Annotated in this window: 20 protein-coding genes; 9 read left to right on the plus strand and 11 right to left on the minus strand. The window is 66.6% G+C overall.

The window, feature by feature from the left end; translation table 11 throughout:
- The first annotated feature begins 252 nt into the window (after window positions 1-252).
- The 3 genes from H7F16_RS04355 to H7F16_RS04365 all read left to right on the plus strand — a co-directional run bounded on the left by H7F16_RS04355 (window position 253) and on the right by H7F16_RS04365 (window position 4,669).
- Window positions 253-1,902 (plus strand): electron transfer flavoprotein-ubiquinone oxidoreductase, encoded by a 1,650-nt coding sequence (locus H7F16_RS04355; RefSeq protein ID WP_185796298.1) that lies wholly within the window; start codon window positions 253-255, stop codon window positions 1,900-1,902.
- 234 nt (window positions 1,903-2,136) lie between these two features.
- On the plus strand, window positions 2,137-3,849 hold the full coding sequence (locus H7F16_RS04360; RefSeq protein WP_185796299.1) for a tetratricopeptide repeat protein: 1,713 nt from the start codon (window positions 2,137-2,139) through the stop codon (window positions 3,847-3,849).
- Window positions 3,839-4,669, plus strand: coding sequence for a 4-(cytidine 5'-diphospho)-2-C-methyl-D-erythritol kinase (locus H7F16_RS04365; protein WP_185796300.1), 831 nt, complete (start codon window positions 3,839-3,841; stop codon window positions 4,667-4,669). Before H7F16_RS04360 ends, H7F16_RS04365 begins: the two co-directional genes overlap by 11 nt.
- A 175-nt stretch (window positions 4,670-4,844) precedes the next feature.
- On the opposite strand, the gene H7F16_RS04370 is transcribed toward H7F16_RS04365, so the two are convergent.
- Window positions 4,845-5,846 carry a polyprenyl synthetase family protein gene (locus H7F16_RS04370; protein ID WP_185796301.1) on the minus strand — a complete coding sequence of 334 codons (1,002 nt, stop codon included), beginning with the start codon at window positions 5,844-5,846 and terminating at the stop codon, window positions 4,845-4,847.
- 60 nt (window positions 5,847-5,906) lie between these two features.
- On the opposite strand from H7F16_RS04370, the gene H7F16_RS04375 reads away from it, so the two are divergent.
- From H7F16_RS04375 to H7F16_RS04385, 3 genes are all read left to right on the plus strand, one after another.
- Window positions 5,907-6,125 (plus strand): putative signal transducing protein, encoded by a 219-nt coding sequence (locus H7F16_RS04375; protein WP_185796302.1) that lies wholly within the window; start codon window positions 5,907-5,909, stop codon window positions 6,123-6,125.
- A 13-nt stretch (window positions 6,126-6,138) separates the two neighbouring features.
- A complete protein-coding gene (locus tag H7F16_RS04380; RefSeq protein WP_422121103.1) occupies window positions 6,139-6,897 on the plus strand; it encodes a tRNA1(Val) (adenine(37)-N6)-methyltransferase in 759 nt (252 codons plus the stop codon).
- A 99-nt stretch (window positions 6,898-6,996) separates the two neighbouring features.
- Entirely contained in the window at window positions 6,997-7,161 is a 165-nt protein-coding gene (locus tag H7F16_RS04385) for a DUF465 domain-containing protein (protein WP_185796304.1), read from the plus strand.
- Between the two features lie 8 nt (window positions 7,162-7,169).
- Here the strand turns inward: H7F16_RS04385 and yddG are convergent, their stop codons facing one another.
- The 4 genes from yddG to H7F16_RS04405 form a co-directional block, all read right to left on the minus strand.
- Window positions 7,170-8,051 (minus strand): aromatic amino acid exporter YddG, encoded by an 882-nt coding sequence (gene yddG / locus H7F16_RS04390; protein WP_185796305.1) that lies wholly within the window; start codon window positions 8,049-8,051, stop codon window positions 7,170-7,172.
- A gap of 133 nt (window positions 8,052-8,184) precedes the next feature.
- A complete protein-coding gene (gene phbB / locus H7F16_RS04395; protein ID WP_185796306.1) occupies window positions 8,185-8,910 on the minus strand; it encodes a beta-ketoacyl-ACP reductase in 726 nt (241 codons plus the stop codon).
- Window positions 8,911-9,022: 112 nt separating this feature from the next.
- On the minus strand, window positions 9,023-10,198 hold the full coding sequence (locus H7F16_RS04400) for an acetyl-CoA C-acetyltransferase (protein ID WP_185796307.1): 1,176 nt from the start codon (window positions 10,196-10,198) through the stop codon (window positions 9,023-9,025).
- A gap of 124 nt (window positions 10,199-10,322) precedes the next feature.
- Window positions 10,323-11,123 carry a cobalamin B12-binding domain-containing protein gene (locus H7F16_RS04405; RefSeq protein ID WP_185796308.1) on the minus strand — a complete coding sequence of 267 codons (801 nt, stop codon included), beginning with the start codon at window positions 11,121-11,123 and terminating at the stop codon, window positions 10,323-10,325.
- A gap of 521 nt (window positions 11,124-11,644) precedes the next feature.
- Between H7F16_RS04405 and rsgA the strand changes: the two genes are divergently transcribed.
- Window positions 11,645-12,547 (plus strand): ribosome small subunit-dependent GTPase A, encoded by a 903-nt coding sequence (rsgA, locus tag H7F16_RS04410; protein WP_422121104.1) that lies wholly within the window; start codon window positions 11,645-11,647, stop codon window positions 12,545-12,547.
- On the opposite strand, the gene H7F16_RS04415 is transcribed toward rsgA, so the two are convergent.
- From H7F16_RS04415 to H7F16_RS04440, 6 genes are all read right to left on the minus strand, one after another.
- Window positions 12,544-13,695, minus strand: coding sequence for a polysaccharide pyruvyl transferase family protein (locus tag H7F16_RS04415; protein WP_185796310.1), 1,152 nt, complete (start codon window positions 13,693-13,695; stop codon window positions 12,544-12,546). The two genes, rsgA and H7F16_RS04415, sit on opposite strands and share 4 nt — an antisense overlap.
- A gap of 3 nt (window positions 13,696-13,698) precedes the next feature.
- Complete coding sequence (locus H7F16_RS04420; protein WP_185796311.1) at window positions 13,699-16,758, minus strand: glycosyltransferase; 3,060 nt, start codon at window positions 16,756-16,758, stop codon at window positions 13,699-13,701.
- A 16-nt stretch (window positions 16,759-16,774) separates the two neighbouring features.
- Complete coding sequence (locus H7F16_RS04425; RefSeq protein ID WP_185796312.1) at window positions 16,775-18,742, minus strand: glycosyltransferase; 1,968 nt, start codon at window positions 18,740-18,742, stop codon at window positions 16,775-16,777.
- Between the two features lie 168 nt (window positions 18,743-18,910).
- A complete protein-coding gene (locus H7F16_RS04430) occupies window positions 18,911-19,246 on the minus strand; it encodes a hypothetical protein (RefSeq protein WP_185796313.1) in 336 nt (111 codons plus the stop codon).
- A 403-nt stretch (window positions 19,247-19,649) separates the two neighbouring features.
- The gene (locus H7F16_RS04435) at window positions 19,650-22,760 is read right to left on the minus strand and encodes a calcium-binding protein (protein WP_185796314.1); all 3,111 of its coding nucleotides are present in this window, start codon (window positions 22,758-22,760) and stop codon (window positions 19,650-19,652) included.
- Between the two features lie 542 nt (window positions 22,761-23,302).
- A complete protein-coding gene (locus H7F16_RS04440) occupies window positions 23,303-24,628 on the minus strand; it encodes a serine hydroxymethyltransferase (RefSeq protein WP_185796315.1) in 1,326 nt (441 codons plus the stop codon).
- 113 nt (window positions 24,629-24,741) lie between these two features.
- Here H7F16_RS04440 and H7F16_RS04445 point away from each other — a divergent pair, with 113 nt between their 5' ends.
- Both H7F16_RS04445 and H7F16_RS04450 read left to right on the plus strand, forming a co-directional pair.
- Window positions 24,742-25,626 carry a LysR family transcriptional regulator gene (locus tag H7F16_RS04445; RefSeq protein WP_185796316.1) on the plus strand — a complete coding sequence of 295 codons (885 nt, stop codon included), beginning with the start codon at window positions 24,742-24,744 and terminating at the stop codon, window positions 25,624-25,626.
- A 29-nt stretch (window positions 25,627-25,655) separates the two neighbouring features.
- A complete protein-coding gene (locus tag H7F16_RS04450) occupies window positions 25,656-26,558 on the plus strand; it encodes a DMT family transporter (RefSeq protein ID WP_185796317.1) in 903 nt (300 codons plus the stop codon).
- The last annotated feature ends 60 nt before the right edge of the window (window positions 26,559-26,618 follow it).

Consider the following 26,618-nt stretch of genomic DNA (forward strand, 5'->3'; position numbering starts at 1 on the left):
CGACAAGGGACAGTGGCAAAGGGCAGTGTTGCGCCCACCTGACCCGACCAAGATCGCAAATGCAAGGGGGCGCGCCCGCCGAAATTGCGCCCCGCCCGCCCAATGCGCGGCCCGATGCCGCAATGCGACATGCGAATGCCGCGATCCGATTGACCCTTTGCCGCGCGATGGGCTAGGGGAATGCAGCGGCGGCGCAACTTTATTGCTTGATTGCGTGCCGCGTGGGCAGGACAGAACAGGGAAGCGCACGAGATGGCCGAGATCGTCCGGGAATCGATGGAATATGACGTCGTTATCGTCGGCGCAGGACCTGCGGGCCTTTCGGCGGCGATCCGCCTGAAACAGCTCGACGCCAATGTTTCGGTCGTCGTGCTGGAAAAAGGCTCCGAGGTCGGCGCGCATATCCTGTCGGGCGCGGTGCTTGACCCTTCGGGCCTCGACGCGCTGATCCCCGACTGGCGGACCCGTGGCGCCCCGATCAAGACCGAGGTGGTCGAAGACAACTTCTACGTCCTCGGCCCCGCCGGACAGGTCCGCATCCCGAACTGGCCGATGCCGCCCCTGATGAACAACCACGGCAATTACATCGTCTCGATGGCCAATGTCTGCCGCTGGATGGCGGGGCAAGCCGAAGAACTCGGCGTCGAGATCTTCCCCGGCATGGCGGCAAGCCAGCTTGTCTATGAGGGCGACCGCGTCAAAGGCGTGGTGGCGGGCGAATTCGGGCGCGACCCCGAAACCGGCGAACCCGGCCCCTCCTATGAACCGGGGATGGAACTGCACGGCAAATACGTCTTCCTGTCCGAAGGCGTGCGCGGCTCGCTGTCGAAAGAGGTCATCGCGAAATACGACCTGTCCAAAGGCCATTGCCCGCAGAAATTCGGCCTCGGCATGAAGGAAATCTGGGAGATCGACCCGGCCAAGCACCGCCTCGGCACCGTCACCCACACGATGGGCTGGCCGCTCGGGTCCAACGCGGGCGGCGGGTCGTTCATCTACCACCTTGAAAACAATCAGGTCTATGTCGGCTTCGTGGTCCATCTGAACTACGAAAACCCCTACCTCTACCCCTATATGGAATTCCAGCGCTTCAAGCACCATCCGATGGTTGCCGAACTGCTGAAGGGTGGCAAACGCGTGGCCTATGGCGCGCGCGCGATTTCCGAGGGCGGCTGGCAGTCCATTCCCAAGATGGTCGCCCCCGGCGTGGCGCTGCTGGGCTGCTCGGCGGGCCTTGTGAACGTGCCGCGCATCAAGGGCAACCACAACGCCATGCTTTCGGGCAAGGCCGCCGCCGAAGCCGCCTTTGCAGCACTGCAAGCGGGCCGCATGGGCGACGAGCTGACCGATTACGAAACCGAGGTCCGCAGCGGCGCCATCGGCCGCGACCTGAAGCGCGTGCGCAACGTCAAGCCGCTCTGGTCCAAATACGGCCTTGTCGCCAGCCTCATGGGCGGGGGCATCGACATGTGGACCAATACCGTCGGCTTCTCGCTTTTCGGCACGATCAAGCACGGCAAATCCGACGCTGCCGCCACGGGCCTTGCCAAGAACTTCAAGCCCATCGACTACCCCAAACCCGATGGCAAACTGTCCTTCGACCGCCTGACCAACGTCGCCTTCAGCTTCACCAACCATGACGAGGCGCAACCCGCCCACCTCAAGCTGAAAGACGCCTCTGTCCCGATCTCGGTCAACCTGCCCAAATACGCCGAACCCGCGCAGCGTTACTGCCCCGCAGGCGTCTACGAAGTCGTGTCGGAAGAGGGGAAAGACCCCCGCTTCGTCATCAACTTCCAGAACTGCGTCCATTGCAAAACCTGCGACATCAAGGACCCGTCGCAGAACATCAACTGGACAACCCCGCAGGGCGGCGGCGGGCCGAACTATCCCAACATGTGACCAAGGGGCCGTTTTGCGGCCCTGAAAGCGGCCCCGCGTCAGGCGCGGATGCGGGGCCGCCGTTTTGCGGTGCCTCGCCCCCCTCTATGCCTGCGGCAGAAAAGCCCGCGATTTCCGCGCTGCCTGCCGCGCACGCTCTGACATTCGCGCGAGCATCCGCATTTCCGCCCCGCGCCGATTGCCTTGGCCCACCGCCGCGTCTAGCCTGCGCCGAAGCCCTCTGCCGGAGTCGCCATGCCCCTTCGCCTCGCCCGACCCATTCTCGCGCTGACGCTGGCAGCCTTCACGCTGCCCGCCCTCGCGCAGGACAAACCGTCAGGCGAGGATGCGGGCGCCTATCTCGCCGCCCGCGTCGCCGCGACCGAGAACGACTATGCCGAAGCCGCCGCGTGGTATGACCGCCTGCTGCAATCGGCCCCGAACGACCCCGCCCTTCTCGAAGGGGCCGTGATCTCGAACATGGGCCTTGGCGACGTGGCGAAAGCCGCCGGATTTGCCGACCGTCTTGCCAAGGCGGGTGGCACCTCGCAGGTGGCATGGACCGCGACCATCGCCGAAAAGGCGCAGAAAGGCGACTTCAAGGGCATCATCGACGACCAGAAAGCCGGTCGCACGGCGGGCAAATTGCTCGACGGTCTGGTGACCGCATGGGCTGCCTTGGGCAACGGCGACATGACCGACGCGCTGGCAGGCTTCGACGCCCTGTCCAAGACGCAGGGCCTCGAAGCCTTCGGCCTCTATCACAAGGCCCTCGCCCTTGCCTCGGCGGGCGATTTCGAAGGGGCCGACGACATCCTGTCCGGCAAGGACTCGGGCCCCATCGCCGTCATGCGCCGTGGGGTGATCGCCCATGTGCAGATCCTGTCGCAACTCGAACGCAACCCCGACGCCATCGCCCTGCTCGACCGCAACTTCGGGACCGAGGCCGATCCCCAGATCGACGCCCTCCGCACCCGTCTCAAGGCGGGCGAGGTCTTGCCCTTCGACATCGTCACCAACGCCAAGGACGGCATAGCCGAGGTGTTCTTCACCCTTGCCGCAGCCCTGCGCGGCGAAGCCGATGACGGTTTCACCCTGCTTTACACCCGCATCACCGCCTATCTGCAACCCGGCCACGGCGAAGCCCTGCTGCTTTCGGCGGCCCTGCTCGAATCGCTGGGCCAACCTGCCTTGGCCGAAGAAACCTACGCGCTGATCCCCGCCGACAGCCCCAGCTACCACATCGCGGAAATCGGCCGCGCCGACACGCTTTTTGCCCAAGACAAGTCCGATGCCGCGATCGAGGTGCTGCAATCGCTCGCCCGCACGCATGGCAACCTTGTCGCCGTGCAGACCGCCCTTGGCGATGCGCTGCGCCGCGAGGAACGCTTCAAGGAAGCCATCCCCGCCTATGACGCCGCCATCGGCCTGATCGGCAAACCCGAACGCCGCCACTGGGGCCTGTTCTACGCCCGCGGTATCAGCCACGAACGCAGCGGCGATTTCAAAACCTTCGAATCCGACCTGCGCCGCGCGCTCGAACTCGAACCCGACCAACCGCAGGTGCTGAACTACCTCGGCTACAGCTTCGTCGACCGGGGCGAGAACCTCGACGAGGCGATGAAGATGATCCAGACCGCCGTCGCCAAGCAACCCGACGCGGGCTACATCATCGACAGCCTCGCTTGGGCCTATTTCCGCCTGGGCAAATACGAAGAGGCTGTCGAACCGATGGAGAAGGCCTCGCTCCTCGAGCCGGTCGATCCCATCGTCACCGACCATCTGGGCGATGTCTACTGGGCCGTCGGCCGCCAACGCGAAGCGCAGTTCCAATGGCGCCGCGCCCTGTCCTTCGACCCCGAAGAGAAGGACGCCACCCGCATCCGCGCCAAGCTGGAAAAGGGTCTCGATGCCGTGCTTGCGGCCGAGGGTGCAAAGCCCCTGACCGACGTGGCGGATGGCAACTGAATTCGCACCGGCCAAGATCAATCTCGCGCTGCACGTCACAGGGCAGCGCGCCGATGGCTACCACCTGCTCGACAGCCTCGTGGTCTTTGCCGATACGGGCGACCGCATCACGGCAAAGGCCGCGCCCGACCTGACCCTTTCGATCACCGGCCCCCGGGCAGCAAGCCTGCCTGCCACGGATGACAACCTTGTCCTGCGCGCCGCCCGCGCGATCGGGGTGACGGCGGCGATCACGCTCGACAAGCACCTGCCCATCGCCTCGGGCATCGGCGGCGGCTCCTCGGACGCTGCGGCAACCCTGCGCGCCCTTGCCCGCCTGTCGGGCAAGGCCATGCCCGATGCGGCGGCGATCCTGTCTCTGGGCGCGGATGTTCCGGTCTGCCTCGCGCCGCGCCCGGTCCGCATGACGGGCATCGGCGAGACGCTCGCGCCCCTTGCCCATGCGCTGCCCCCGTCATGGCTGGTGCTGGTGAACCCCGGCGTTGCCGTCTCGACGCCGCAGGTGTTCAAGGCGCTGGCCCGCCGCGACAACGCAGGCCTGAAGCCTTTGCCGAAACTGGCCAACACCGCCGAATTCGCCGCTTGGCTTGCCATGCAACGCAACGACCTCGAGGCCCCCGCACAAGGTCTTTTGCCCGAGATCGCGGCCATGAAATCCGCCCTCACCGCGCAGCAAGGCTGCCTGCTCGCCCGCATGTCGGGTTCGGGCGCCACCTGCTTCGGCCTGTTCGCCGACCCGCTTTCCGCCCATGCCGCGGCAACGGCGATCCGCCACGCGCAGCCCCTGTGGTGGGTGGCCGACGCGGCGGTTATGGCCTGACATATTTGCCGATTGCGGTAGGTGCGCGCCCGAACCGAGGGGTGGGTGCACGTATACGTGCGCCCGCCCCGTGGGGGCGGGTCGGGCGCGCACCGTGGCTTGGGGCCACGGTGCAATCCCTGCCGATGTGCAACATGTCTGGACCGCCATTGGGGCGAAGCCCACAACCCCGCGCTTAAGCGATCCGCGCCACCACATAGCCCGCCAGATCGTCCAGCATCGCGCGCAGCGGATGCTCGGGCATCACGGCCAAAGCCGCCCGCGCCTTGGCGACCCATGCCAGCGCCTCGGCCCGTGCGGCCTCCATCGCGCCATGCTTGGCCATCAGCGCCCGCGCATGGGCCAGATCGCCCTCGTGCTGGTCGCCCTTTTCGATCACCCGCACCCAAAAGGCCCGCTCTTCGGCATCGGCCTTGGCCACGGCCTTGATCACCGGCAGCGTCAGCTTGCGCTCGCGGAAATCGTCGCCGGTGTTCTTGCCGATGGCGGCATCGGTCCCGCCGTAATCCAACAGGTCATCGACGATCTGGAAGGCGATCCCCAGCGCATCGCCATAATCGCGCAAGGCCAGCACCTGCGCCTCGGGCACGCCCGAAATCACGGCGCCCACTTCCGTCGCCGCAGCGAACAAAGCCGCCGTCTTGCCGCGCACCACCGTCAGATAGATCGCCTCGGTCGTCGCCAGATCCTGCGCCGCCGTGAGCTGCAAGACCTCGCCCTCCGCGATCACCGCCGAGGCATTCGCCAGAATGTCCATCACCCGCAGCGATCCTGTCTCCACCATCAACTGGAAGGACCGCGCGAACAGGTAGTCGCCCACCAGAACGCTCGACTTGTTGTCCCACAGCAGGTTCGCCGTCGGCCGCCCGCGCCGCCGCTCGCTTTCATCCACCACGTCGTCATGCAGCAGCGTGGCGGTATGGATGAACTCGACCGTCGCCGCCAGCTTCACATGGTTGTCGCCCGCATAGCCGCACAGCCGCGCCGCCGCCAGGGTGAGCATCGGCCGCAACCGCTTGCCACCCGCTTCCACCAGATGCGCCGTCACCTCGGGAATACGCGGCGCATGTTCGCTTGCCATCCGCGTGCGGATCAACGCATTGACCGCCGCCATGTCGTCGGCCAGCCACGCCGCCAGCCTGTCATGCGGTTTCTGCGAAGCGTCCATCAAACCCATCTTCCCCCGACCCCCGAAGCACCCTCGACACCACCGGTGCGAAGCCCTTAACTCTTGCCCATGAAAGAACTTCTGCGCAGCACCGACCCCACGGTCATCGCCTATGCTTCGGCCCTTCTGTCGGGCGAGGGTATAGACGTGTTCGAGTTGGACGTCCACATGAGCATCCTCGACGGATCCCTCGGCATTTTGCCGCGCCGCCTGATGGTGCGCGATGCCGATCACTTCATGGCGGCGGCCATCCTGCGCGACCTCGACATCCCCACGGGCCGCGATTGAGGGCGCGCGCATGATCTTCCCGGACGAGGCGCTCTCCGACGACAAATTCCTGATGGGCCGCCTGCGCCTGTTGCAGCCGCGTCAGGGCTACCGCGCCGCGACCGACCCCGTGCTTCTTGCCGCAGCCTGCCCCGCCACCGCCGGCCAATCGGTGCTCGACCTCGGTTGCGGGGCGGGGGCTGCCGCGCTTTGCCTTGCCGCCCGCGTGCCGGACCTGTCGCTTGCGGGTCTGGAACTGCAACCCGGATATGCCGACCTCGCCCGCCGCAACGCGGCCCGCAACTGCGTGGCGATGCAGGTGGAATGCGGCGATATCGCAGCGATCCCGCGCGCCTTGCGCCGTGGCTTCGACCATGTCATCGCCAACCCGCCCTATTACCACGCGGCAGGCTCTCCCTCGCCCGTCGCCGTCCGCGACACCGCCCTGCGCACCAATACCCCCATTGCCGAATGGGTCGCCGCCGCCGCCACGCGGCTGAACCCCGGCGGCTGGCTGACGATGATCTTCTCGACCCCCAACCTGCCCGAAGCCCTTGCCGCCCTGCCGCCCAAGCTTGGCTCGCCGCTCGTCCTCCCCCTCGCCCCCCGCGACGGGCGCGAGGCGCCGCGCCTCATCCTGCGCGCCCGCAAGGGCGGACGTGCCGCCTTCCGCCTGCTGCCGCCCTTCGTGCTGCACCAAGGCCCCGCCCATGATGGCGACCGCGAGAATTATACCCCCGCCGCAAACGCCGTCCTGCGCGATGGCGCCGACCTGTCGGCTGCGTTCCGCTGATCCGCTTCAAACTGTCCGAAAGTCTGTAAGACAATTTCGTGACACGACTCATCTTCTGTGTTGCACTGGTCCCATCTGGAACCAAACAGGAGGATGGACATGACGATTGCTTCGCATCTGCAGGAACTGCGTCGGAAGCATGAGACCCTCTCGGATCTGGTCGAACGCGAGCAGCGAAGCCCCGGCTCGGATGCCATGCGGATTGCCGAGCTTAAGAAGCAAAAGCTCAAGCTCAAGGAAGAAATGAACCGCCTTCAAGGCTAATCGGGCTTCTAGCCCGCGGCGCTGGCCCCGGATCTAGCGACAGCACTCGCTCTGGCTGCCAGCGCCGCCCCTCCGGTTATCAGGACGGCCGCCGCAAGGATGGTCCATGACGGGCTGGTGACGCCTGCCCCGATCAGCGCGAGAGTAGACAACAGCGGCGCCGCATACGAGGCGACACCCAAAAGCTGTATGTCCCCCTTCTTCATCCCGATATCCCATGTAAAGAACGCGGCCCCCACCGGCCCGATCCCCAGCGCAAGCACCGCAAGCCAGCCGCCCGTGCCTTGGGGCCAAAGCGTGTCCTCCACGGCAAGATGCACCGCCAGCGACAGGATCGCCGTGCCGATGCAATAGACCGTCACGCTTTCGGTCGGCACATCGCCCAGCCGCCGCGACAGCGTGGAATATCCCGCCCAAGTCAGCGCACACAGGAAACCGAGCGCCAGCCCCGCGCCCGTCGCCGCCCCGCCCGCATCGCGCCCCAGCACGATCAGCGCCGCCCCGGCAAAGGCAACCAAAGCGCCCAGAACCGCCAGCGGCCGCAAACGCTCGCCCGGCAGAAATCCCGCAAAGATCACGATGAACAGCGGCCAAAGATAGGCCATCAGCCCCGTCTCGGCCGCAGGCGCAATGCGGAACGCGGTGAAGTAAAGCGCATGATAGCCGAACAGCCCGACGATCCCGAAGGCATAGACCCGCCACGAAATCCCCCGCAGCCGCCCGATTCCGTTCCGCAAGGTCCAGACCAGCCCCAGCGTCCCGCCGATGCCGAAGGTCAGCGCGTTCAGCAGAAACGGCGGCACAGGGGCCGACCCGATGGTGAACAGCGCCAGCAGCGACCACATCAGCACCGCCGAAAACCCGATTGCCGTCGCCTTTGAACTGGTCATCCCGCCCCGCAAATTTCTTCGAAGAAATTTGCAAAAATCTTCGAGGATTTTTGCCGCACCACCTGTAACCGTTCGCCATGAAAAGAAAAGGCCCGCGCGGCGCACGGGCCTTTCGCAATCCTGTCAAAGCAACTCAGACGAAATACTGCCCGCCATTGGCGGAAATCGTCGACCCGGTGATAAAGCCCGCATCGTCCGAGGCAAGGAACACCACCGTCCGCGCGATTTCCGAAGGTTCGCCCAGACGCCCGACCGGAATCTGCGGGATGATCCGCTCGGCCAGCACCTTTTCGTCGATGGCCTTCACCATCTCGGTCGCGATGTAACCGGGGCAGATCGCATTGACGGTAATGCCCGCCCGCGCGCCCTCTTGCGCCAGCGCCTTGGTAAAGCCCAGATCGCCCGACTTGGCGGCGGAATAGTTGGCCTGCCCCGCCTGCCCCTTTTGCCCGTTGATCGAGCTGATGTTGATGACGCGCCCGAACTTGCGGTCACGCATGCCCGACCACAGCGGATGGGTCATGTTGAACAAACCGTTCAGGTTGGTGTCGATGACCTCTTTCCACTGCTGCGGCGTCATCTTGTGGAACATGGCGTCCCGCGTGATGCCTGCGTTGTTCACCAGAACGTCGACGGGGCCGACCTCGGCCTCGACGCGCTTGATGCCTTCGACGCAGGCGTCATAGTCGGCCACCGACCATTTGAACGTGGGAATGCCGGTTTCCTTGGTGAAAGCGGCCGCCGCCTCGTCATTTCCGGCATAGTTTGCCGCGACCTTGTATCCGGCAGCCTTCAGCGCCACCGAAATCGCCGCCCCGATGCCGCGGGACCCCCCCGTCACCAATGCCACACGCGCCATGCTTTCCTCCCTGAAAGACCTATGCTGTTGAAATACCGTTACCGAAACGAACAAGGACGCGCAAGATTATTGCGCGTCCATTTTGCACCTGCGTCATTGCGTCCGCAGAAAATCAGGCACGCTCAAGGCACATGGCAACGCCCATGCCGCCACCGATGCACAGCGTGGCAAGGCCCTTCTTGGCCCCGCTCCGGCCCATTTCATGCAGCAGCGTGTTCAGGATGCGCGCGCCGCTCGCGCCGATCGGGTGGCCGATGGCAATCGCGCCCCCGTTCACGTTCACGATCGACGGGTCCCAGCCCATGTCCTTGTTCACGGCACAGGCCTGCGCGGCAAAGGCTTCGTTCGCTTCCACAAGGTCAAGGTCACCGACCTTCCAGCCCGCCTTTTCCAGCGCCTTGCGGCTTGCATGGATCGGCCCCACGCCCATGATCGACGGATCAAGCCCGGCAGTCGCATACGAGGCGATCCGCGCCAGCGGCGTCAGCCCGCGCTTGGCGGCTTCTTCCACGCTCATCACCATGACCGCAGCGGCGCCGTCGTTGATGCCGCTGGCATTGCCCGCCGTGACCGACCCGTCCTTGACAAAGGCGGGGCGCAGCTTCTGCATCGACTCGAGCGTCGCGCCGTGGCGGATGTATTCGTCGGCATCCACCACCGTCTCGCCCTTGCGGGTTTTCACGATGAACGGAATGATCTCGTCCTTGAACTTGCCCGCCTTCTGCGCGGCTTCGGCCTTCAGCTGGCTTTGCAGCGCGAATTCGTCCTGCACGTCGCGGCTGATCTGCCACTGGTTGGCTACGTTCTCGGCGGTCTGGCCCATGTGATAGCCGTTGAACGCATCCCACAGCCCATCGCGGATCATCGAATCGATAAAGCTCAGATCACCCATCTTCTGGCCCGCGCGCAGATGTGCCACATGGGGCGACAGCGACATGCTTTCCTGACCACCCGCGATCACGATGCGCGCATCGCCAAGCTGCACGTGCTGCGCGGCCAGGGCCACCGCCCGCAGGCCCGACCCGCAGACCTGGTTCAGCGACCATGCGCTGCCCTCTTTCGGCAAACCGGCGCGGATATGCGCCTGACGCGCGGGGTTCTGGCCCTGACCGGCGGTCAGAACCTGACCAAGGATCGTCTCTTCGACCTCGGCCTTGTCCACGCCCGCACGCGCCACCACGGCCTCGATCACGGCAGCGCCCAGCTCATGCGCGGGGGTTGCCGCGAAAGACCCGTTGAAGCTGCCCACCGCGGTCCGCGCCGCCGAAACGATTACCACATTGGTCATAGGCTCAGTCCTCTCTCCCGAAGAATGCGGCAGCAGGAAAACTTATGCCGCTTTGCAGCATCGCTAGACGTCGCGGGTTTCAAAAGCAACGGGACTCTTTCGCACATGTGCGCCGACAGGCGGATCACAGCGTCGAAAGCGCCGCCAACCGCTCCATTTCGGCCTCTGCCGCATCGAAACTCAGGGCCACGCTGTCCGCCCCGCTGATCCCGATCAGATCGACATCCGCAGGGTCGATCTGCCCGCAGACCAGAATCCGCATTTCGGGCATGCTGATCTTCAGCGCGACCAGCAACCGCGTCAGCGACAGAAGCGAGCGTTTGCCCCCCGTCGAAATCCCCAAAAGCCGTGGCGGCGTGGCGGCCAGTTCGTCGACCAGCTTGTTGTGCCCCAGCCCCAGCAGCAAATGCACATCCCAGCCCTTGGTCCGCAAAAGCTCGGCTGCCATCGCGACGCCCAGCGTGTGGTCCTCGCCCGGCACCGAAACAAAGGTGGCACTCCGCCCCGTGTTCAGCGGCGGCAGGGGCATTGACCGGCGCAGGCTGCGCATCAGCGCATAGATCCGGCCCACGGCCACGGTCACCTGCAGGAACGACACCTCGTCACGGTCCCACATCGCCCCCAGACGCGAGGCCGCCACGGCAAGGTAGGACAGGCACAGCACATCATGCCCGATTCCCCGCGCCTCGGCATGAAGGATGAAATCGGCAGCCGCCTGCCGGTCGTCGGACAGCAGCGCCTTGCACAGGGTGGCAATCTCGCCTTCGGGTGCAACCGATGTGGCCGGACGCTGCTTGGCGACCCGTTCGATCACCTCTTGCGCCAACGCCCGCAACGCGCCTTCCGGCAGCTTGTGCCGCACCCCCTCGACCGCGTTCAACACACGGTCGAGTTGCTCGGGATTGAAAGGATCCGAAGCGTTCATCTTTAGTGACCATCCCCCACAGAATGCGGCGCCCTCTCGTCCTCTTACGGGCCGTTCGGTATGCCACCGCATGCGCAATGTTAGCGCAACGTGGCGTCTCGGCAAGCCGAACCTCGTCTGGAAGGGTTTCGCACCATCGGCAGGCCAGCGGCTTGCGAACACAGGGTAAATCCTGCCGTTCCCGCCGCCGCACCGCGACCGGAACCCCGACCCGAACGGCCTGCCGCGCACCTTGGGGCTGCCCCGCCCCGCGAATCGGGAGCCCCCGCCCTGCCCGCCAACGCCCCCGTTTCGACCGGCCCGCAGGCGCGCGAAGATCTGCGCCGCCACATCCGCGCCGGCTTCCCTGCGGACACATAATCCTTGCATCCGTCCCGCCCGCCCGCCATGCAGACAGCGTGACACACACCGATGACACCACGCTGGAAACACTCGGCTGGTCGGCCTTCTTTGCCGACCAGATCGGCACCGATGACGCGGGGCTGATCCCCCTGCGCATCGCCACGGTCCACCGCGCCCGCATGGGGGCCGTGGGCCTGAACGGCCCGCTGCGCCTGTCCTTGCCGATCAAGCTGAACACCGCCGATTACGCCGTGGGCGACTGGGTTCTGGCCGCGCCCGAAACCCATCTGGTCGCCCGCCGCCTCGACCGTCGCACCCTGCTGCAACGCCGGACCGAAGGGGCCAAGTTCCAGCAGCTCATCGCCGCCAACGTCGACACGCTCTTCATCGTCACCTCCTGCAATGACGACTTCAACCCCGCCCGCCTCGAACGCTATCTGGCACTCTGCAACGAGGCCGGAACCACCCCCGTCATCGTCCTGACCAAGGCCGACCAGACCGAAGACCCCGCCCGCTTCCAGCGCGAGGCGGCAAGCCTGCAACGCGACCTGCCCGTGGTTTTCCTCAACGGCAAATCCCCCGAGGCGGCGACCATCCTTGCCCCGTGGTGCGGCACAGGGCAAACCGTGGCGCTTGTCGGCTCGTCCGGCGTGGGCAAATCGACGCTTCTCAACACGCTCGCCGCGCATGACGAAGATACGGCGCAGGCCACGGGCGACATCCGCTCCTCTGACGAAAAGGGGCGACACACCACCACCTCGCGCTCGTTGCACCGCATCGCGGGCGGCGGCTGGGTCATCGACACCCCCGGAATGCGCACCCTGCATGTCAGCGACGTGGCGGCCGGCCTCGACGTGCTGTTTGCCGAGATCACCGAACTTGCCCCGCAGTGCCGCTTCCGCGACTGCACCCATCAGCACGAACCGGGCTGCGCCGTGCTGGCGGCAGTCAAGGACGGCACGCTCGATGCCGCCCGCGTCGACCGCTGGCGCAAACTGGTTGACGAGAATGCGCAGAAAACCCCCGTCCTCACCGGACCGCGCGGCAACAAGATCGACCCCGCCCGCAAGGGCCGCCGCTAGCTTGCCATCGGCAAGCGGCTGAACCAGCTTTCCGCCGCCAGCACGGGGGCAGGCACCGGGGCCGGTATCGGCACGGGCCGCAAGACCGCCTCGGCCAATGCGCGCCAATGCGCGTCAAGCGCCGTCGTCACCGATGCGGGCATCTCGCGCGGGCCGAAACCTTCGGTCAGGGCCAGGGCCGCCGCCCAATCCGCCACCTCGTCCTGCGGGCGGCCCAGATGGGCCAGCACTCCGGCCATCTTCACCAGCTTCGGACGCCCCACGATGACCCCTGCCACGCCATAGGCCGCCGCCGTGACATAGCCGTGCATCGACGCGCCGACATAGCCCTGCGAAAAGGCAATCGCCGCCGCGATCTCGCGCAGGCCCTCGGGCCGCGACAGGTTCACCCGCGGCCCCGTCATCGCGGCCGCAAGCCGGTCGGTCGCCACGTCATCCCCGTGGCACGCCCCGATGCCGATCAGCACCGGAACCAGCCCCGCCTTGGCGCAAACCGCGTCGAGCAGCGGTGCCAGCCCCTCGACCGGCCCCGCGACCGACCGCGCCTTCACATGCACCGCCAGAAACCGCGCCGCGCCATCCGCTCCGGTCCGTTCGACCATCCGGCGGAAATCGGCCGCCAGACCCGCCTTGGGCCAAAGCCGCGCCAGACCCAGCGCCGTATCGGGCACCACCCTTGCCTGAAACGGCGCCAGAAAGGCCGCACTCGCCGCATCCCTCACCGCCACATAGCCGCTCGCCGCCAGTGCCGCCGCCACAAACCCCGCCTCGCGCGGCTCGAATGCATGGGGCACCCCCGGCGCGTTCCACAGCACCGGCACCCCCCGCCGCGCGCCAGCCAGCGCCGCCCCCAGCCACAGCGCCCCATAGGCCCATTCCGCGCATTCCGCATAATCGGGCAGGGTCACCGGCCGCGCGTGGATGATGTTCCCGCCGCCGATCAGCACCCCGTCATAGCCGCGCGGGCCGAACAGCGCCTCCATCAGCGGCTCGGGCGTCACGGCATCGCGCCAGACCACCCCGCGCCCCGTGGGCGAAGCGGGCCTTACCGTCACCCCCCATTCGGCCATCCGCCCGGCCGCAATCAGCGGAAACAGCAGGTCGCCATAGTTATGCACGTCAAAAGTGCCGGTCAGCACGACTTCCACGGATCAGGCTCCCATATGGGCGTCGATCGCCGCCAGCACCGCAGCGGCCCGCGCGTCCCAAGTGATACCGTCCAGCACCGCCTCATACTCCGGCCCCCCCGGCGCGGGGGCGGCCAAGGCATCGCGCAACTGTGCGGCAAAGGCCTCGGCCCCGTCGGCAAAGCGGATATAGGGCAGCAGTTCGGCATCCACATTCTCGACCTCGGTCGACACGATGTGCCGCCCCGCCGCGAAGTAATTGTAGACCTTCAGCGGGTTCATGCTTGTGGTCAGCGCGTTCTTCAGATGCGGCACCAACGCCACGTCGAAAGCCCCGATGCAGCCATGCACCTGGTCATAGGGCACCACTCCGGTAAAGGTCACGTTGGGCAGCCCCTCGACCTCGGCCGTATCCTCTGCCCGCGCACCGCCGCCGACGATGGCGAAATGCACATCCGGCATCGCCAACGCCGTGGCGCGGATCAGGCCCCAGTCGATCCGGTCGCGCAGGTTGCCGACATAGCCCGCAAGCGGGCGCGGCAGCCGGGCCAGCATCTCGGGCACCGCCAGCCCCTGCGCCACCCGCTCGGTCCCGTTCGGCACCACGCGGATATCGGCGGCAAGGGGCGCAAAGGCCTCGGCCACGGGCGCGCAATTGGTAAAGGTCAGGTCGAACAGCGGCAGCGTCGCCTCGTAGCTTGCCGCGATCTTCGGGCGATAGGCATCCGACATGGCGAAATTGCGCTGGTCGTCGATCAGGTCGCCGATGATCCCCCGAAAGGGGATCCGCGCCGCCACCGCCGGAAAGTCGAAGACCACGGGGCAGACCCATGCATAGGCATTGGCGGCATCGATCCCCGCCGCCGTCATCTGCGCCTCGACCCATGCGGGATAATCGGCCAGCGACCTGCCCACCCCGGGCAACACCGACCGCTTGCCCTTGCGATCCCAAAGATAGGTCCGCGCCCGCATCGCCCCGCTGTCGCGCAGCCCGTATTGGTTGGCGACCGTATTGCCCAGCACCATCGCCCCCGCCGACCCGCGTGAAGGGTCCGCGAGCTTTGCCAGATCCTGCACCTCCATCGGCGCATCCAGCTGCAACACCCGCCGCACCCGCCCCGAGGCGACCAGATGCTTCATCATCATATCCGACCGCCGCCCGTAGATGCCGCTGTCGTTCTGCTTCCAGAACATCACCAGATCGAAGGCATCCGCCGCAGGCTCTGCCACCACCGCCGGAGCCGCAGGCCGCAGCGCCGCATAGCCCCGCTCGGCAATGTCGAGCAATTTGCGGAAACTCGGCGGCAGGCCCGGCCCTGCCTCGGCCGCCCGCGCAATCGCCAGTTCCAGCCGCTCGCGGTTGACGCGGAAGCCAAGCTCCTGCTCGAAGGCCTCGCGCACCGCCCGCCGCCCGACATGGGCCATGCCCGCGTCCCGCTCGGCCCGCAACGCGGTCAGCCGTTCGGCCAGACCGTCTGCCTCGATCACCTCGACCATCCCTTGCAGCGCAAGGTCGCGCAAGGGCGGCACATCGGTCACCAGAATGGGCAGACCAAAGGCCCCCGCATCCGATACCTTGGCCGGAATCTGGTATTGGCTGATCGGATGCACCTTGTCCTGCAACAGCACGACCGCATCGCCCGCCACGATGTTCGACGGCAAATCCTCAAAGGCGCAATCGGGGTGATAGACGATCCGCGCGCCCTTGTGCCTGTCGAGTTCCGCCCTGATCCGCTTGTCGGTGATCGTGCCGACCAGATGCAGCACGAAGCGCTTGTCCTCAAGCGCGGCCAGGGTTTTCGCGATGTCGAATACCCCTTTGTGCGCCCGCGCCGTGCCGACAAAGACCAGCGCGAAATCGTCATCCGCCATCCCCATCCGCGCCCGCTCGGCGGCACGGTCGAAACGGTCGGCGTGAAAGTCGGCCTCGTCGCGCGCATGGCGCACCATGATCCCGCCAAAGCGTTTGCGCAGCGCCATGTTCGACACGATCACCGCATCCGCATCGCGCACGATCCCGTCGGCCGCCCGCGTGGCCAGTTCGCCATAGGGCTCGCGCAGCGCATCAACCCCTGCGGCGGCCAGATCATCAAGCGGCGCGCTCGTCTCGTCGGGGAAGAAGGACAGCTCGAAATCGTCCACATCCAGCACCAGCGGGCAGCCGCAGCGTTCCTTGATCAGCGCACCCAGCAAAAGCGAGGGCAGCCGCGGCTTGCAGGCGACGACCAGATCGTAATCCGCCGCCGAAGCCATCGCCACGGCGGCGGGCCAATAGTCCTCCATGCTCTTGCAGGCAAAGCCCCGCACCTTGCGGTTGCTTCCCGCAATCGGACCCCAGACCTTGCCGCCGAACCGCGACCAGATCGGCCCGATCAATTCCACATCCCAATCGCGTTCGAGCAGATCATAGATCACCATCGCCCGACCGACCGGATTGTGCCCCAGATCCCACGCGATCACCGCCGCGCGTTTGCGCTTTGCGGGGGCGGCGACGGCCGCAGGCTTTGCCACGGGCGCGGGCTTTGGTTCCGGCGTCACCACGGCGGCCCGCACGTCGCGCAGATCGACCCAACGGTCCACGCCCCATTTCCGCGCGATGAAATCCCGCCGCGCATCCTCGATCCCTCGGGGCAGGAATTCGACCACGAACCCCCGCTGCGACATCGCCGAAAAGTCCCGCGCATCGGTCAGGAACACGGGCCGCAGCGCAGCGCCCTGCCGTTGCTGCTGCACGATGGCCGACACGGCGGCATCAAGATCAGCGCCGCGCAAACCGGTCACGTCACAGGCGACCGTCTCGCAGGCGCCCAACCCTTGGGTCAGCGCGCCAAAGCCCGTGGGCGCCACCATCGGCACATCCGGCAGCACCGCCGCGGGCCAGCCGGCATCGGCCACATCCCCGACCGCCACCGCCGCCCGCGCCCCCGCCGCCCGCGCCCCTGCCGCCCGCGCTACTGGGGCCAGCCTCGGCCCCAGCGTCACCACCCGCGCCGTCTTGCCGCTGCTCTTCTGCACCAGCCCGTGCAGCGCCTGCGAAGCGCGGTGCAGCTGCTCGACACGTCCCATCAGCTCGATCCGGTTCATGGTCCCCGCCCCTGTCCTATTCCGCCGCCAGCGCCAGACGCGGCGCGATCCCTGCCAGCTCGACCAAGGCCGCAGCCGCAGCCTCTGCCCCGTTCGGGCGCGACAAAGCGCGGCACCGGTCCGCCAGATAGCTGCGTGCCGCGTCCTGCATCAGCAGGGGCACCATCTCGGCCAATTCATGCAGGTCGGTTTCCGAAATCTCGAAGGCCGCCGCATTGTCCTGCGCGAATTTCGCCCGCCCGTACTGGTCATCCATCGTCGGATGGCGGTTGGCGACAAAGATCGTCGGCACCTCGAAGCCGATCAGCTCGTGGAACGAATTGTATCCCGCCGCCGAGATGCAGAAGTCGAAGGCGCGGATATACTGGCTGAGAGGAAAGCCCCGCAGCACGGTCACATCGGGCCACAGCGTCAGGGGCACCGACCCGTTCACCCATTCCGCCACGCAAATCTGCAAACCGGGCACCTTGGCAAGCTCGGCCACGATCTGGTCGAGCATCGACAGAAGGTCGCGCTGATACCCCGACCCAAGCTGGACCAGCACCGCAGGCCGCGCGGGGTTCAGCCCCAGCGCCGCCGCCGCCGCATCGCGCGCCAGCAACTCGCCCGGTTCCAGCAGCCGGATCGGATCGACCTGCAACGCCTCGTCCCGCAGCAGGGCGGTCACACCGTCATCCCGCTCGGCCGCCAGCTCGCCCGGTTCGATCACCAGATCGCACCAGCGCGCATTGGCCATGAAGGCGCTTGTCGTCTTACCCCACATGCCCCGCCGCACCCATGCCAGACGGCAATCGCGGCGCGAGGCGACGGCCCGCATCAACCCGTCCGACGGGTGGTTGCCGTCATAGATCACCAAGGCGGGGTCGTAGCGGTCGATGATCCGCCCCAGATGGGCCGCGAACCACGTATCCCACAACCCGAAATCGCCGCCCACCGCACCGGGCGAGGGGATGTATTCCACCGGATAGCCGAAGCTTTCCACCACGCCCACCGCCTGCGCCTGTGTGGCAAAGACGATCTCCGACGCAGGCCCGATCCGCCGCGCGATGGCCAGAAGCCGCGTCAGATGCCCGACACCCACGCCATTCGACGACAGGCACAGGATCGGCCGCTGCGGCGCTTCGGCGGGCAAGGCGCGGGTCTTGCCATATTTCGCGACCGGCCCCGCCCGGCAGGCTGCCACATAGGCCGCCGCATGCGTGCCATGTTGCGGCGCGGCAGCAAGCGCCACGCCCACACCGGTCGCCGGATCGCCGCTATAGACCGGCCCCGCACCATAGCGCGTCCGCAGGCCCGGATCGGCCACCACGGCACGCCCCGATGCCAGCATCGCCGCCACCAGCGCATCGGCCGCCTCGCGCAGCACCAGCACGTCGATCCCCGCCACAAGCCGGTCGATCGACAGGTCACAGCCGTCCAGCGCGATGTGATCCATCTCTTCCAGACCGGCCACCTCGGGCGCCGTGCCGATCCAGCCCACGGCCTTGCGGCGCTTGGGCATGTCCGGCACCGGCAGCGCCTCGGCCACCGGAAGCCATGTCCGCCCGAAGGGCCCGGGCCTGCGCCCCGCCGTCCGGCGCAATTCTCCGTAAACCGCATGGCGGCGCACCCGCACATGCGGGCCAAATCCCGCCCGCTGGATCACATCCGCAGGCGTGTGGCACACCACCGCAACCTCGCGCAGCCCGTCCCAGGGCAGCCCGAAGCGGTCAATCTCAAGCGTTGCGGGCGCATGGACGATCATCCGCGCGGCACCCGCTCCGGCCTCGTCCGCGCCCAGCCTGCGCGCCAGCCCACGGCGCAGGCATGTCTGTATTTCCGCGGCGATGCAGGCACCGCTGTCGGGCGTCACCGCCTGCAACAGGCCGATGCCCAGCCCCTGCCCGGCCAAAAGACGGATTTCCTGCGCCAGCCTGCGGCCCATATCGCCTGCCACCGTGAAATCGGCAGCCATGATCAGGTCCAGACGTTGCAACGGGGTCATTCCTCGGCACTCCTTGGCCAGACGGTCGCCCCTCCGAAGCAAGCCGCCTCCGGCCGGCGCCTGCGGTGCAGGTCCGTCGGTCAGCTTCGGTTCGCTTCGGAAAAGGCAGCTTCTTCGCCGGACCTCGGCACGGTCACCCGCGCCCGGACCGGCTTGGTTCGGTCAGGTTCAGCCGTGGTAGGCGTGCGGGTTGCCCACGCCCGGGTTTTCCGGCCCGCCGGCAGCTTTCGGGTTGTCCGATTTCTCGTACCCCTGCGAGTTCGAGTGTTCGCCAGCGGCGGAACCGCCATTGCCGTTCCCGTTCCCGTTGCCGTTGCCGTTCCCGTTGCCCTTCTGTCCGCCTTCGGATGACCCCGAGTCCGAGCTGGAGTGTTCGGCAGCGGCGGAACCGCCTTTGCCGTTCCCGTTCCCGTTGCCCTTCTGTCCTGCTTCGGATGCCCCGGCTGCCGCTAGCGACAGACCCGTGGCGATGGCGATGACGCGCATCAGTTCGCGACGATCCATAAAAGTAATCCCCTGAGTGTGTGAAAAACAGATTGCACCGATTACAGGTCACACGGGTCCGGCAATGGACCCGGGGGCAGGGTCTTGGCAGCACCTTTGCCCCGGCAGTTTTGCTGCACTGCAACACAGCTTTGGATTGTGGCGGAACTGCGACAGAATCCGGCCGCAACATGGCGCGCCGCGGTTTGGCCGCAAAAACTTCACCCCGCGCCCCGCTTTCTGCCCTGACGAAGGCGCTGCCGCCCAAACTTAGGTCGGGGCCGCACAGACCAATGTTTGCAAGGCCGCCTTGCAGCTTCGGGTTGCTTTTGTGGCAAAACGAATCACTGCCGACCGGCTGCAAAACGATGGGGATCACAGGCTTTCGCCCATGACCCCCCGCCTTTTGCGCAGATTTGCAGCCTTAGACGAGCAAGGTCGTATCGTAGCTCAACCCTTGGGTTGCAACCCCCAGCAGAGTGATCGAACCGCCATCCATCGACGCATTGTCGCTGAAATCGCCGAAGGACTGGTTCAGCACCCCGTCGTCGCGATAGTCGGCCACCGCCTCGGCGAGGGACGAGTACCACGAGGTCAGGTCGATCCAGTCGTTGTTCGACGGGTCGCCATCATTGATAGCAGAACCGCTCTGGTTGAAGTCGGTGACCGTCATCTGGCCACCTGCGACAAAGACAAAGCTGTCCGCCCCGTCGCCGCCGGTCAGCGTGTCATGCCCGGTTCCGCCGACCAATGTGTCGGCATCAAGACCGCCGTTCAGCAGATCGTTGCCCTCGTCGCCCGACAGGTAATCACTGTCATCACCGCCAAAGACGGTATCATTGCCCGCGCCGCCAAGAATGGCGTCCTGGTCGTTGAAGGCCAGCGGATCGGTCGCATCGGCGGCGGCAAAGGGAACGTTGCCCTGCGACAGACCGCCATAGATCAGGTCGTTTCCGGCTCCGCCCTCGATATAGTCCGACCCTTCGCCACCGATGACCGTGTCATTCCCGTCCTCGGCCAGCAGCGCATCGGCATCGATGCCGCCATCGATCAGGTCCGCGCCCGTCCCGCCATAGACAAGATCGGCATCGTCTCCGGCAAGCACCGTGTCGTTGCCCGCACCGCCATAGACCGAATCCGCGTCGTCGAAGGGATGCGCGTCGGGCAGGTTGATGTTGGGCAAGCCGCTGTCATAGGCATCGACGCCCGAACCCGACCGGACCAGATCGTCACCCTGTCCACCCGAAAGCTGGTCGGCACCGTTCCGGCCGATCAGCACATCGTTGCCCGCCCCTCCGGCAAAGCTGTCGTCGCCCTCGGTGCCGGTAATCGTATAGTCCGCCCCGCCCAGCAGGATCTTCTCGAAGCTCTCGAAGGTCACCCGCCCCGCGCCTTGCGTGATCGTGCCGCTGTCCGCGCCCGTATAGGTGATCGACACACCCCCGCCCGCCGTGGTCAGGTCAAGCGTATCGGTGCCGTCCCCGCCGTAAAGCGTTCCGGTCCCGAACCCGTTGGTCACGATGGCCACATCGTCGCCCGCGCCAGCCTTGACCAGCACGTCACCGCCGCCTGCGGCCAGCGTGTCGTTGCCCGCGCCACCGTCCAGCGTATCGGCCCCCGTGCCACCCGAAAGCACATCGTTGCCCTCGCCGCCGACAAGCACGTCATCGCCTTCGTCGCCCGAAATCGAGTCGTTGCCCGTGCCGCCATCGACGCTGTCATTGCCCGCTCCGGCAAAGACCGTGTCATTGCCGCCTGCGGCAAGGATCGTGTCGTTCAGCCCGTCCGGCCCGTCGATCCGGTCGCCCTGCGCATCGGGGAACAGAACCGGCATCAGGTCATTGCCATCGGTCCCGTTCACCACGCCATCCGGCTTGGCGAAGATCTCGCAGACGCTGAAATCCGGTGCCGCCGCGACGTTGGCGGCGCGGTCGAACCAGTAGAACTGGTAATGCATGCTCTCGAAGGTGAACGCCTGGTTGATTGCGGTCGGGCTCCACGTCCCGTCCGAATTCTGCGCCCATCCGGCAGCAAGCGCCGCCGAGGCAAAGGCCAGCTCCTTGCCCGCAGGGGCCTCGACACGGATGCCGTTGCCGCCAAGGCCGTCGGCGGTGATCACCGTATCCTGCGCCGCAGGCTGGCCGAGGATCAGGTTGTCGCTGCCCCCGTTCATGGCGATGTTGCCAAGCACGAACCAGTTGTCGCCCACCTTGATGTATTCGCCACGGGTCTGGTTGTTCGACCCGACGATATGCCCGCCGACATAAAGGTTGTCGCCGATCACCACGCCGTTCTGGTCGTTGCAGCCCCCCAGCACGATGCTGCAAGTGACGTTCAGGTTGTTGCCCGCCTGCATAAGCTGCAAGCTCTCGTTGCTGCCAAGGTTGACGTCGCCCTTCACCGTCACGTTGTCACCGATGGCAAGGCAGTTCTCGGCGAAGTTCGAGTTCATGCAGATCGACCCGCAGCCCAGCTTGCCGATGACGGTGTTGTCCCCCACCAGCAAATCGTTGTCGCTGTAGTTCGAATTCATGTAGACCGAAGCGCCGATGGCGCTGTTCGCGCCCAGCAGGAAGACGTTGTCGCTGTAGTTCGAATTCATGAACACGGCGCCGCCCACCTTGGCGGCGGTTCCCAGCGTCAGGTCGTTGTCGCTATAGTTCGAATGCAGATAGATCGACTGGCCGACCACCGCATTCAGGCCCATCGTCACCGTGTTGTCGCTGTAGTTGGAGTGCAGGTCCACCGCCCCCCCGACCGCCGAGTTGTCGCCCGCCGTAAAGGACGCCACCGCATAGTTCGACGCCATGGCAACCGTGCCCGTGACCGACAGGGCATCGCCCGCGGCAAAGGTCATGTGGTTCGTGTCCGCCGCCGATCCGTCGCCGAACATGCAAACCGTGCCCTTGACCGTGGCATTGTCGCCCAGCGTCAGGCTCTTGTCCGCGAAATGGCCCGCCATGTTCACATCGCAGTTGAACACCGCGCCATCTCCGGCGGTCACGTTCATCGTCGTGTAATGCGCATTCAGGGTGAATTGCTGGTTGAAGGTGACGTTGTCGCCCGCCGTCACCGTCGCCTTCTCGGAATCGCACATGACGACGCCGTTGAACGTCACACCGTTGCCCGCCGTCACCGTATCGGTTCCCGCCGAGCCGACGATCAGCCCCACCTTGGCCCCGTCACCCGCCACCACGTTGATCGCCTTGGCAGACGAGGCCAGCAGTTGCACCCCGTCGGCATCCACGCCCGCCGCAATCTTGACCGTCGCCTCGACCCCCGGAAAGAAGGTGATCGCCCCCTGGTTCACAAAGGGCAGGCCGGTGACGTTCTGGTTGAACTGCACCTCGACCGGTCCGGTCTGCCCGTTGGCCATCTGGATGATCGTGTTCGAGCTGAAGCCGTTGTCGACGATGAACACATCACCGGGCTTGGCCGTGATCAGCCCCGCATTCACCTGCGGAAAGCCGTTGACGTTGCCGGGGTCGACAGTCCCGACCGGGGCGTTGAAAGCGACGATGTAGTAGGTTGTCATACGCACATACTCTCTAAACTGGGGGCTCCGGAACCGGAGCGATACCGGCCGGCCATGACAGGCCGACCCTTGCTGCTACTGACGCGAAACCGGGTGCCGGACAGGCCGGACCCGAACCTTGCCGTGGTCAGGGATGGGTTTTTCGGGGAAACGTCGCGACGCTTGCGTCTCTGCGACAGGACCGATGCCACGCACCGGAAACAGGGGACGTCATTTCGAACATGTTCACCTCGTACCACACATGTCGAACTGCACCTTTACCCGCCCCCACGGTTTGACCGGAACCTTCCGGCCGCGCTGCAATTCGCCCCGAAAGAACGCGCAACACCGGATTCAAGGCAAGGTTTTTTTTGTGAATTCCCTAATTTTTCCGCCCGCCCTGCCGTAAGGCATGCCATGCGGCGGCCCTGCGCCTCGGCCAAACCGCACCACGGCTCAACCTGCGGTTTCAATCGCCTGCCGCGCCCGTCCCGCGCCGCCGCAGTCGTTCCGTTTCGCACGGCATCGCGGCAACGCCTTGGCGGAAAAGCCTTTCGCCGCCCTCAGGCGCGGATGAAATGCAGCCCCTGAAACCCGGCCCGCAACGCCTTAGTGCGCGGGGCCACCGTCGCCGGATCGTTCGCCTGCAACCCTTCGGCGATCAGCGCGGCCAGCGCCTTTGTATGCGCCACGGTCACACCCCGCCGCACCAGTTCCGGCGTCCCGATCCGCAAACCGTTCAGGTCGCCCGCCACCGCGGGAATCGGCAGCCCGATTCCGCAGGCCAGAAACCCCGCACGCCGCAGCGTCTTTGACGCCGCCTGCCCGCCCCCGAATCCCGCCGCCTCGATGGCGAACTGGTGGCTCTGCGTCATCCCCCGCCCGGCGGCAAAGACGGGCAGGCCCAGCGCCGCCAACTCCCCCGCCAGCGCCCGCGACACATCCACCATCGCCTGCGCATAGGCCCGCCCGTGCGCCCGCCAGTCCAGCAGGCCGATCGCCAGCGCCGCCGATTTGCCCGCGTCGAAATTCGCCGTCATCCCCGGATAGGCGATGGCATCGAGCCGCCGCGCAATCTCTGCCTCGCGCGTGACGATCAGCCCGCCCGCAGGCCCGCCAAGGCTTTTATAGGTGCTCATCGTCATCAGATGCGCCCCCTCGTCCAAGGGGTTCGCCCAGACCCCGCCCGCGATGATCCCGCATTGATGCGCGGCGTCGAACAGCACCTTGGCCCCCGCCTCGTCGGCAATCGCGCGCACCTCGCGCACCGGATGCGGGAACAGGTTCAGGCTGCCGCCGATGGTAATGACCTTGGGCCGCACCCGCAGCGCCAAGTCCCGCAGCCCGTCAAGGTCCACCGTATAGCCGTCCGCATCCACGGGCGCGGCATGTGTCACCAGCCCGTAAAGCCCCGCGCAGCCATCGGCATGATGCGTCACATGCCCGCCCACCGTCGAGGGCGGCGCGATGATCGCATCCCCCGGCTTTGCCAGCGCCATGAAACCGTAAAGGTTCGCCAAAGCCCCCGACCCGACCCTGATCTCGGCATGGCTCGCCCCGAAAACCTCGGCCGCCAGCTCGGCCGCGATGACCTCGATCTCCTCGATGGCCTCAAGCCCCATCTCGTATTTGTCGCCCGGATAGCCAAGCGACGGGCGCGATCCCAGCCCCCGCCCAAGTGCTGCCTCGGCCCTCGGGTTCATGACGTTGGTCGCGGGGTTCAGGTTGAAGCACTCGCGGTCATGGATCGCCAGATTGCCCTCGATCAACGCCTCGATCCGCGCCTCCACCGCCGCATCGGGTGCTGCGGCAACCCCGGCCGCCACCCCCGCGATCAGATCTTCGCAAACGGCAGGCACCCAGTCACGGCGGATCAATCGGGCGGTCATCGGCATATCTCCCCTTGGCTTTCCCGCAGCCAAGCAAACCCCGCCCTTGCACGCAAATCAGTTTTCCGGAATTCTAGCCTTAGAAAACCTAAGCCTAAGGCGCCGCGAACCCCATGCCCGTCACCCCGCCCCGCCCCAAGGACCTGCCGCTCACGGCCCTGCGCGCCTTCGAGGCCGCAGCCCGCCTCGGCAGCTTCGCGCTTGCCGCAGCGGAACTGGGCGTGACGGCGGGGGCCATCACCGCCCATGTCAAGGCGCTCGAAGCCACGCTCGGCGCGGCGCTCTTCCAGCGCACGCCGCGCGGGGTGCGGCTGACACCCCTCGGCCAGACGGTGCTCCCCGCCTTCACCGATGCCTTCGACGCCCTCGGCCAGGCCGTGCAATCGCTGCGCAGCGCCGCCGCCCCGCGCACCGTGCATATCGCAACCCTGCCCGCCATCGCGCAACTCTGGCTCTCGCCGCGCCTGCCCGCCCTGCGCGCCGCCGCCCCCGATATCCAGATATCCATCACCGCGCTGGAATCCCCGCCGAACCTCAAGCGCACGCCCTATGACCTGTCGCTTTTCTACGGTCCCGAACCGGATGGCGCGATTTCGCACGACATCATCTTCCCCGTCTGCGCCCCCGCCATCGCCGCACGGCTTTCCGGCCCCGCCGACCTTGCCCGTATCCCCTGCCTGTCCGATGCCGTCTGGTCCGACGACTGGGCACTCTGGCTCGCCGCCGCAGGGGCAAACATCACAGCGCGCGGCCCCGTCTTTTCGCTCTACGCCCTCGCGGTCGAGGAAACCGTCAACGGCGCAGGTGCGCTGATCGGGCATGGCGATCTCATCTCGGGCCATCTGGCGCGCGGCACCCTCGTCGCCCCCTTTCCCGAACGCCTCGCCCTGCCGCGCTACCTGCGCCTCTGGTCCGAACGCCCTCTGGCCGCAGGCAGCGCCGCCCGCCGCACCGCCGACTGGCTGCGCACCCTTGGCATGGCCTCGGCCACACCGTAGCGTCGCACAGCGCAATTGCCGGACAGCCCATGACCAAAATCCCCAGCCGCAAGCCCCGCAGCCTGATCGGCGTCGCCCTCATGCTTGCCGCCATGACGATCCTGCCCTTCCTCGACGTGGTGGCAAAGACCCTTGGCAACCAGAACATGCCGATCATCCAGATTGTCTGGGCGCGCATGGCTTTCGGCGCGGCGCTGACCCTGCCCTTCGTGCTGCGCCTCGGCGGGGTGCGGGCGCTCTGGCCCGACCGGCCGTGGTATCACACGCTCCGCGCGGCGCTGCTGATCTCGGCCACCTTCTCGTTCTTCTTCGCGCTGAAATTCTTGCCCATCGCCGATGCGCTGGCAATCTTCTTCGTCCAGCCGCTCGTCGTGACGGCCCTCTCGCCGCTTGTGCTGCGCGAACGCGTCGGCCCGCGCCGCTGGACGGCGGTCGCCATCGGCTTTCTCGGCACGCTCATCATCATCCGCCCCGGCTTTGCCGAGGTGAACCCGGGCACCTTCCTCGCCCTCGCCGCAGGCACCAGCCTCGCGCTCTATTTCCTGATGACGCGCCGCATCGCGGGCCAGACCCATGCCGTCATCACCACCTTCCACACCAGCCTGATCGGCACCGCCCTGACCACGGCCGTGGCGCTGTTCTTCTGGCAGGCCCCCAGCCCGCCGCAATGGGGCCTTCTGCTGCTCATCGGGCTCATCGCGACCGTCGGCCATTTCCTGATCGTGCGCGCCTACGACCATGCCGAAGCCTCGCTCCTCGCCCCGCTCGCCTATACCGAGATCGTCATGGCAACCCTTGCCGGATGGTGGTTCTTCGGTGATTTCCCCGATGGCTGGACCTTCCTCGGCGTGGCGATCCTGATCGCCTGCGCGATCTACATCTCTCTGCGCGAAGGGGCGCGCAAACCTCCGCTCACCCCCGAAGCCGCCTGAACCCCGCGCCCGCCCCTTCATCCTTGCCCAAATACTCTCGGGGGGAGCGGCCGCAAGGCC

The organism is Paragemmobacter straminiformis (assembly GCF_014243445.1).
GTDB classification, from domain to species: domain Bacteria; phylum Pseudomonadota; class Alphaproteobacteria; order Rhodobacterales; family Rhodobacteraceae; genus Paragemmobacter; species Paragemmobacter straminiformis.

Bases quoted from the DNA above. Each gene is read 5' to 3' on its own strand.
- H7F16_RS04355 (WP_185796298.1), top strand. From the start codon at position 253: ATGGCCGAGATCGTCCGGGAATCGATGGAATATGACGTCGTTATCGTC.
- H7F16_RS04360 (WP_185796299.1), top strand. From the start codon at position 2,137: ATGCCCCTTCGCCTCGCCCGACCCATTCTCGCGCTGACGCTGGCAGCC.
- H7F16_RS04365 (WP_185796300.1), top strand. From the start codon at position 3,839: ATGGCAACTGAATTCGCACCGGCCAAGATCAATCTCGCGCTGCACGTC.
- H7F16_RS04370 (WP_185796301.1), bottom strand. From the start codon at position 5,846: ATGGGTTTGATGGACGCTTCGCAGAAACCGCATGACAGGCTGGCGGCG.
- H7F16_RS04375 (WP_185796302.1), top strand. From the start codon at position 5,907: ATGAAAGAACTTCTGCGCAGCACCGACCCCACGGTCATCGCCTATGCT.
- H7F16_RS04385 (WP_185796304.1), top strand. From the start codon at position 6,997: ATGACGATTGCTTCGCATCTGCAGGAACTGCGTCGGAAGCATGAGACC.
- yddG (WP_185796305.1), bottom strand. From the start codon at position 8,051: ATGACCAGTTCAAAGGCGACGGCAATCGGGTTTTCGGCGGTGCTGATG.
- phbB (WP_185796306.1), bottom strand. From the start codon at position 8,910: ATGGCGCGTGTGGCATTGGTGACGGGGGGGTCCCGCGGCATCGGGGCG.
- H7F16_RS04400 (WP_185796307.1), bottom strand. From the start codon at position 10,198: ATGACCAATGTGGTAATCGTTTCGGCGGCGCGGACCGCGGTGGGCAGC.
- H7F16_RS04405 (WP_185796308.1), bottom strand. From the start codon at position 11,123: ATGAACGCTTCGGATCCTTTCAATCCCGAGCAACTCGACCGTGTGTTG.
- rsgA (WP_422121104.1), top strand. From the start codon at position 11,645: ATGGGGGCCGTGGGCCTGAACGGCCCGCTGCGCCTGTCCTTGCCGATC.
- H7F16_RS04420 (WP_185796311.1), bottom strand. From the start codon at position 16,758: ATGAACCGGATCGAGCTGATGGGACGTGTCGAGCAGCTGCACCGCGCT.
- H7F16_RS04425 (WP_185796312.1), bottom strand. From the start codon at position 18,742: ATGACCCCGTTGCAACGTCTGGACCTGATCATGGCTGCCGATTTCACG.
- H7F16_RS04430 (WP_185796313.1), bottom strand. From the start codon at position 19,246: ATGGATCGTCGCGAACTGATGCGCGTCATCGCCATCGCCACGGGTCTG.
- H7F16_RS04435 (WP_185796314.1), bottom strand. From the start codon at position 22,760: ATGACAACCTACTACATCGTCGCTTTCAACGCCCCGGTCGGGACTGTC.
- H7F16_RS04440 (WP_185796315.1), bottom strand. From the start codon at position 24,628: ATGACCGCCCGATTGATCCGCCGTGACTGGGTGCCTGCCGTTTGCGAA.
- H7F16_RS04445 (WP_185796316.1), top strand. From the start codon at position 24,742: ATGCCCGTCACCCCGCCCCGCCCCAAGGACCTGCCGCTCACGGCCCTG.
- H7F16_RS04450 (WP_185796317.1), top strand. From the start codon at position 25,656: ATGACCAAAATCCCCAGCCGCAAGCCCCGCAGCCTGATCGGCGTCGCC.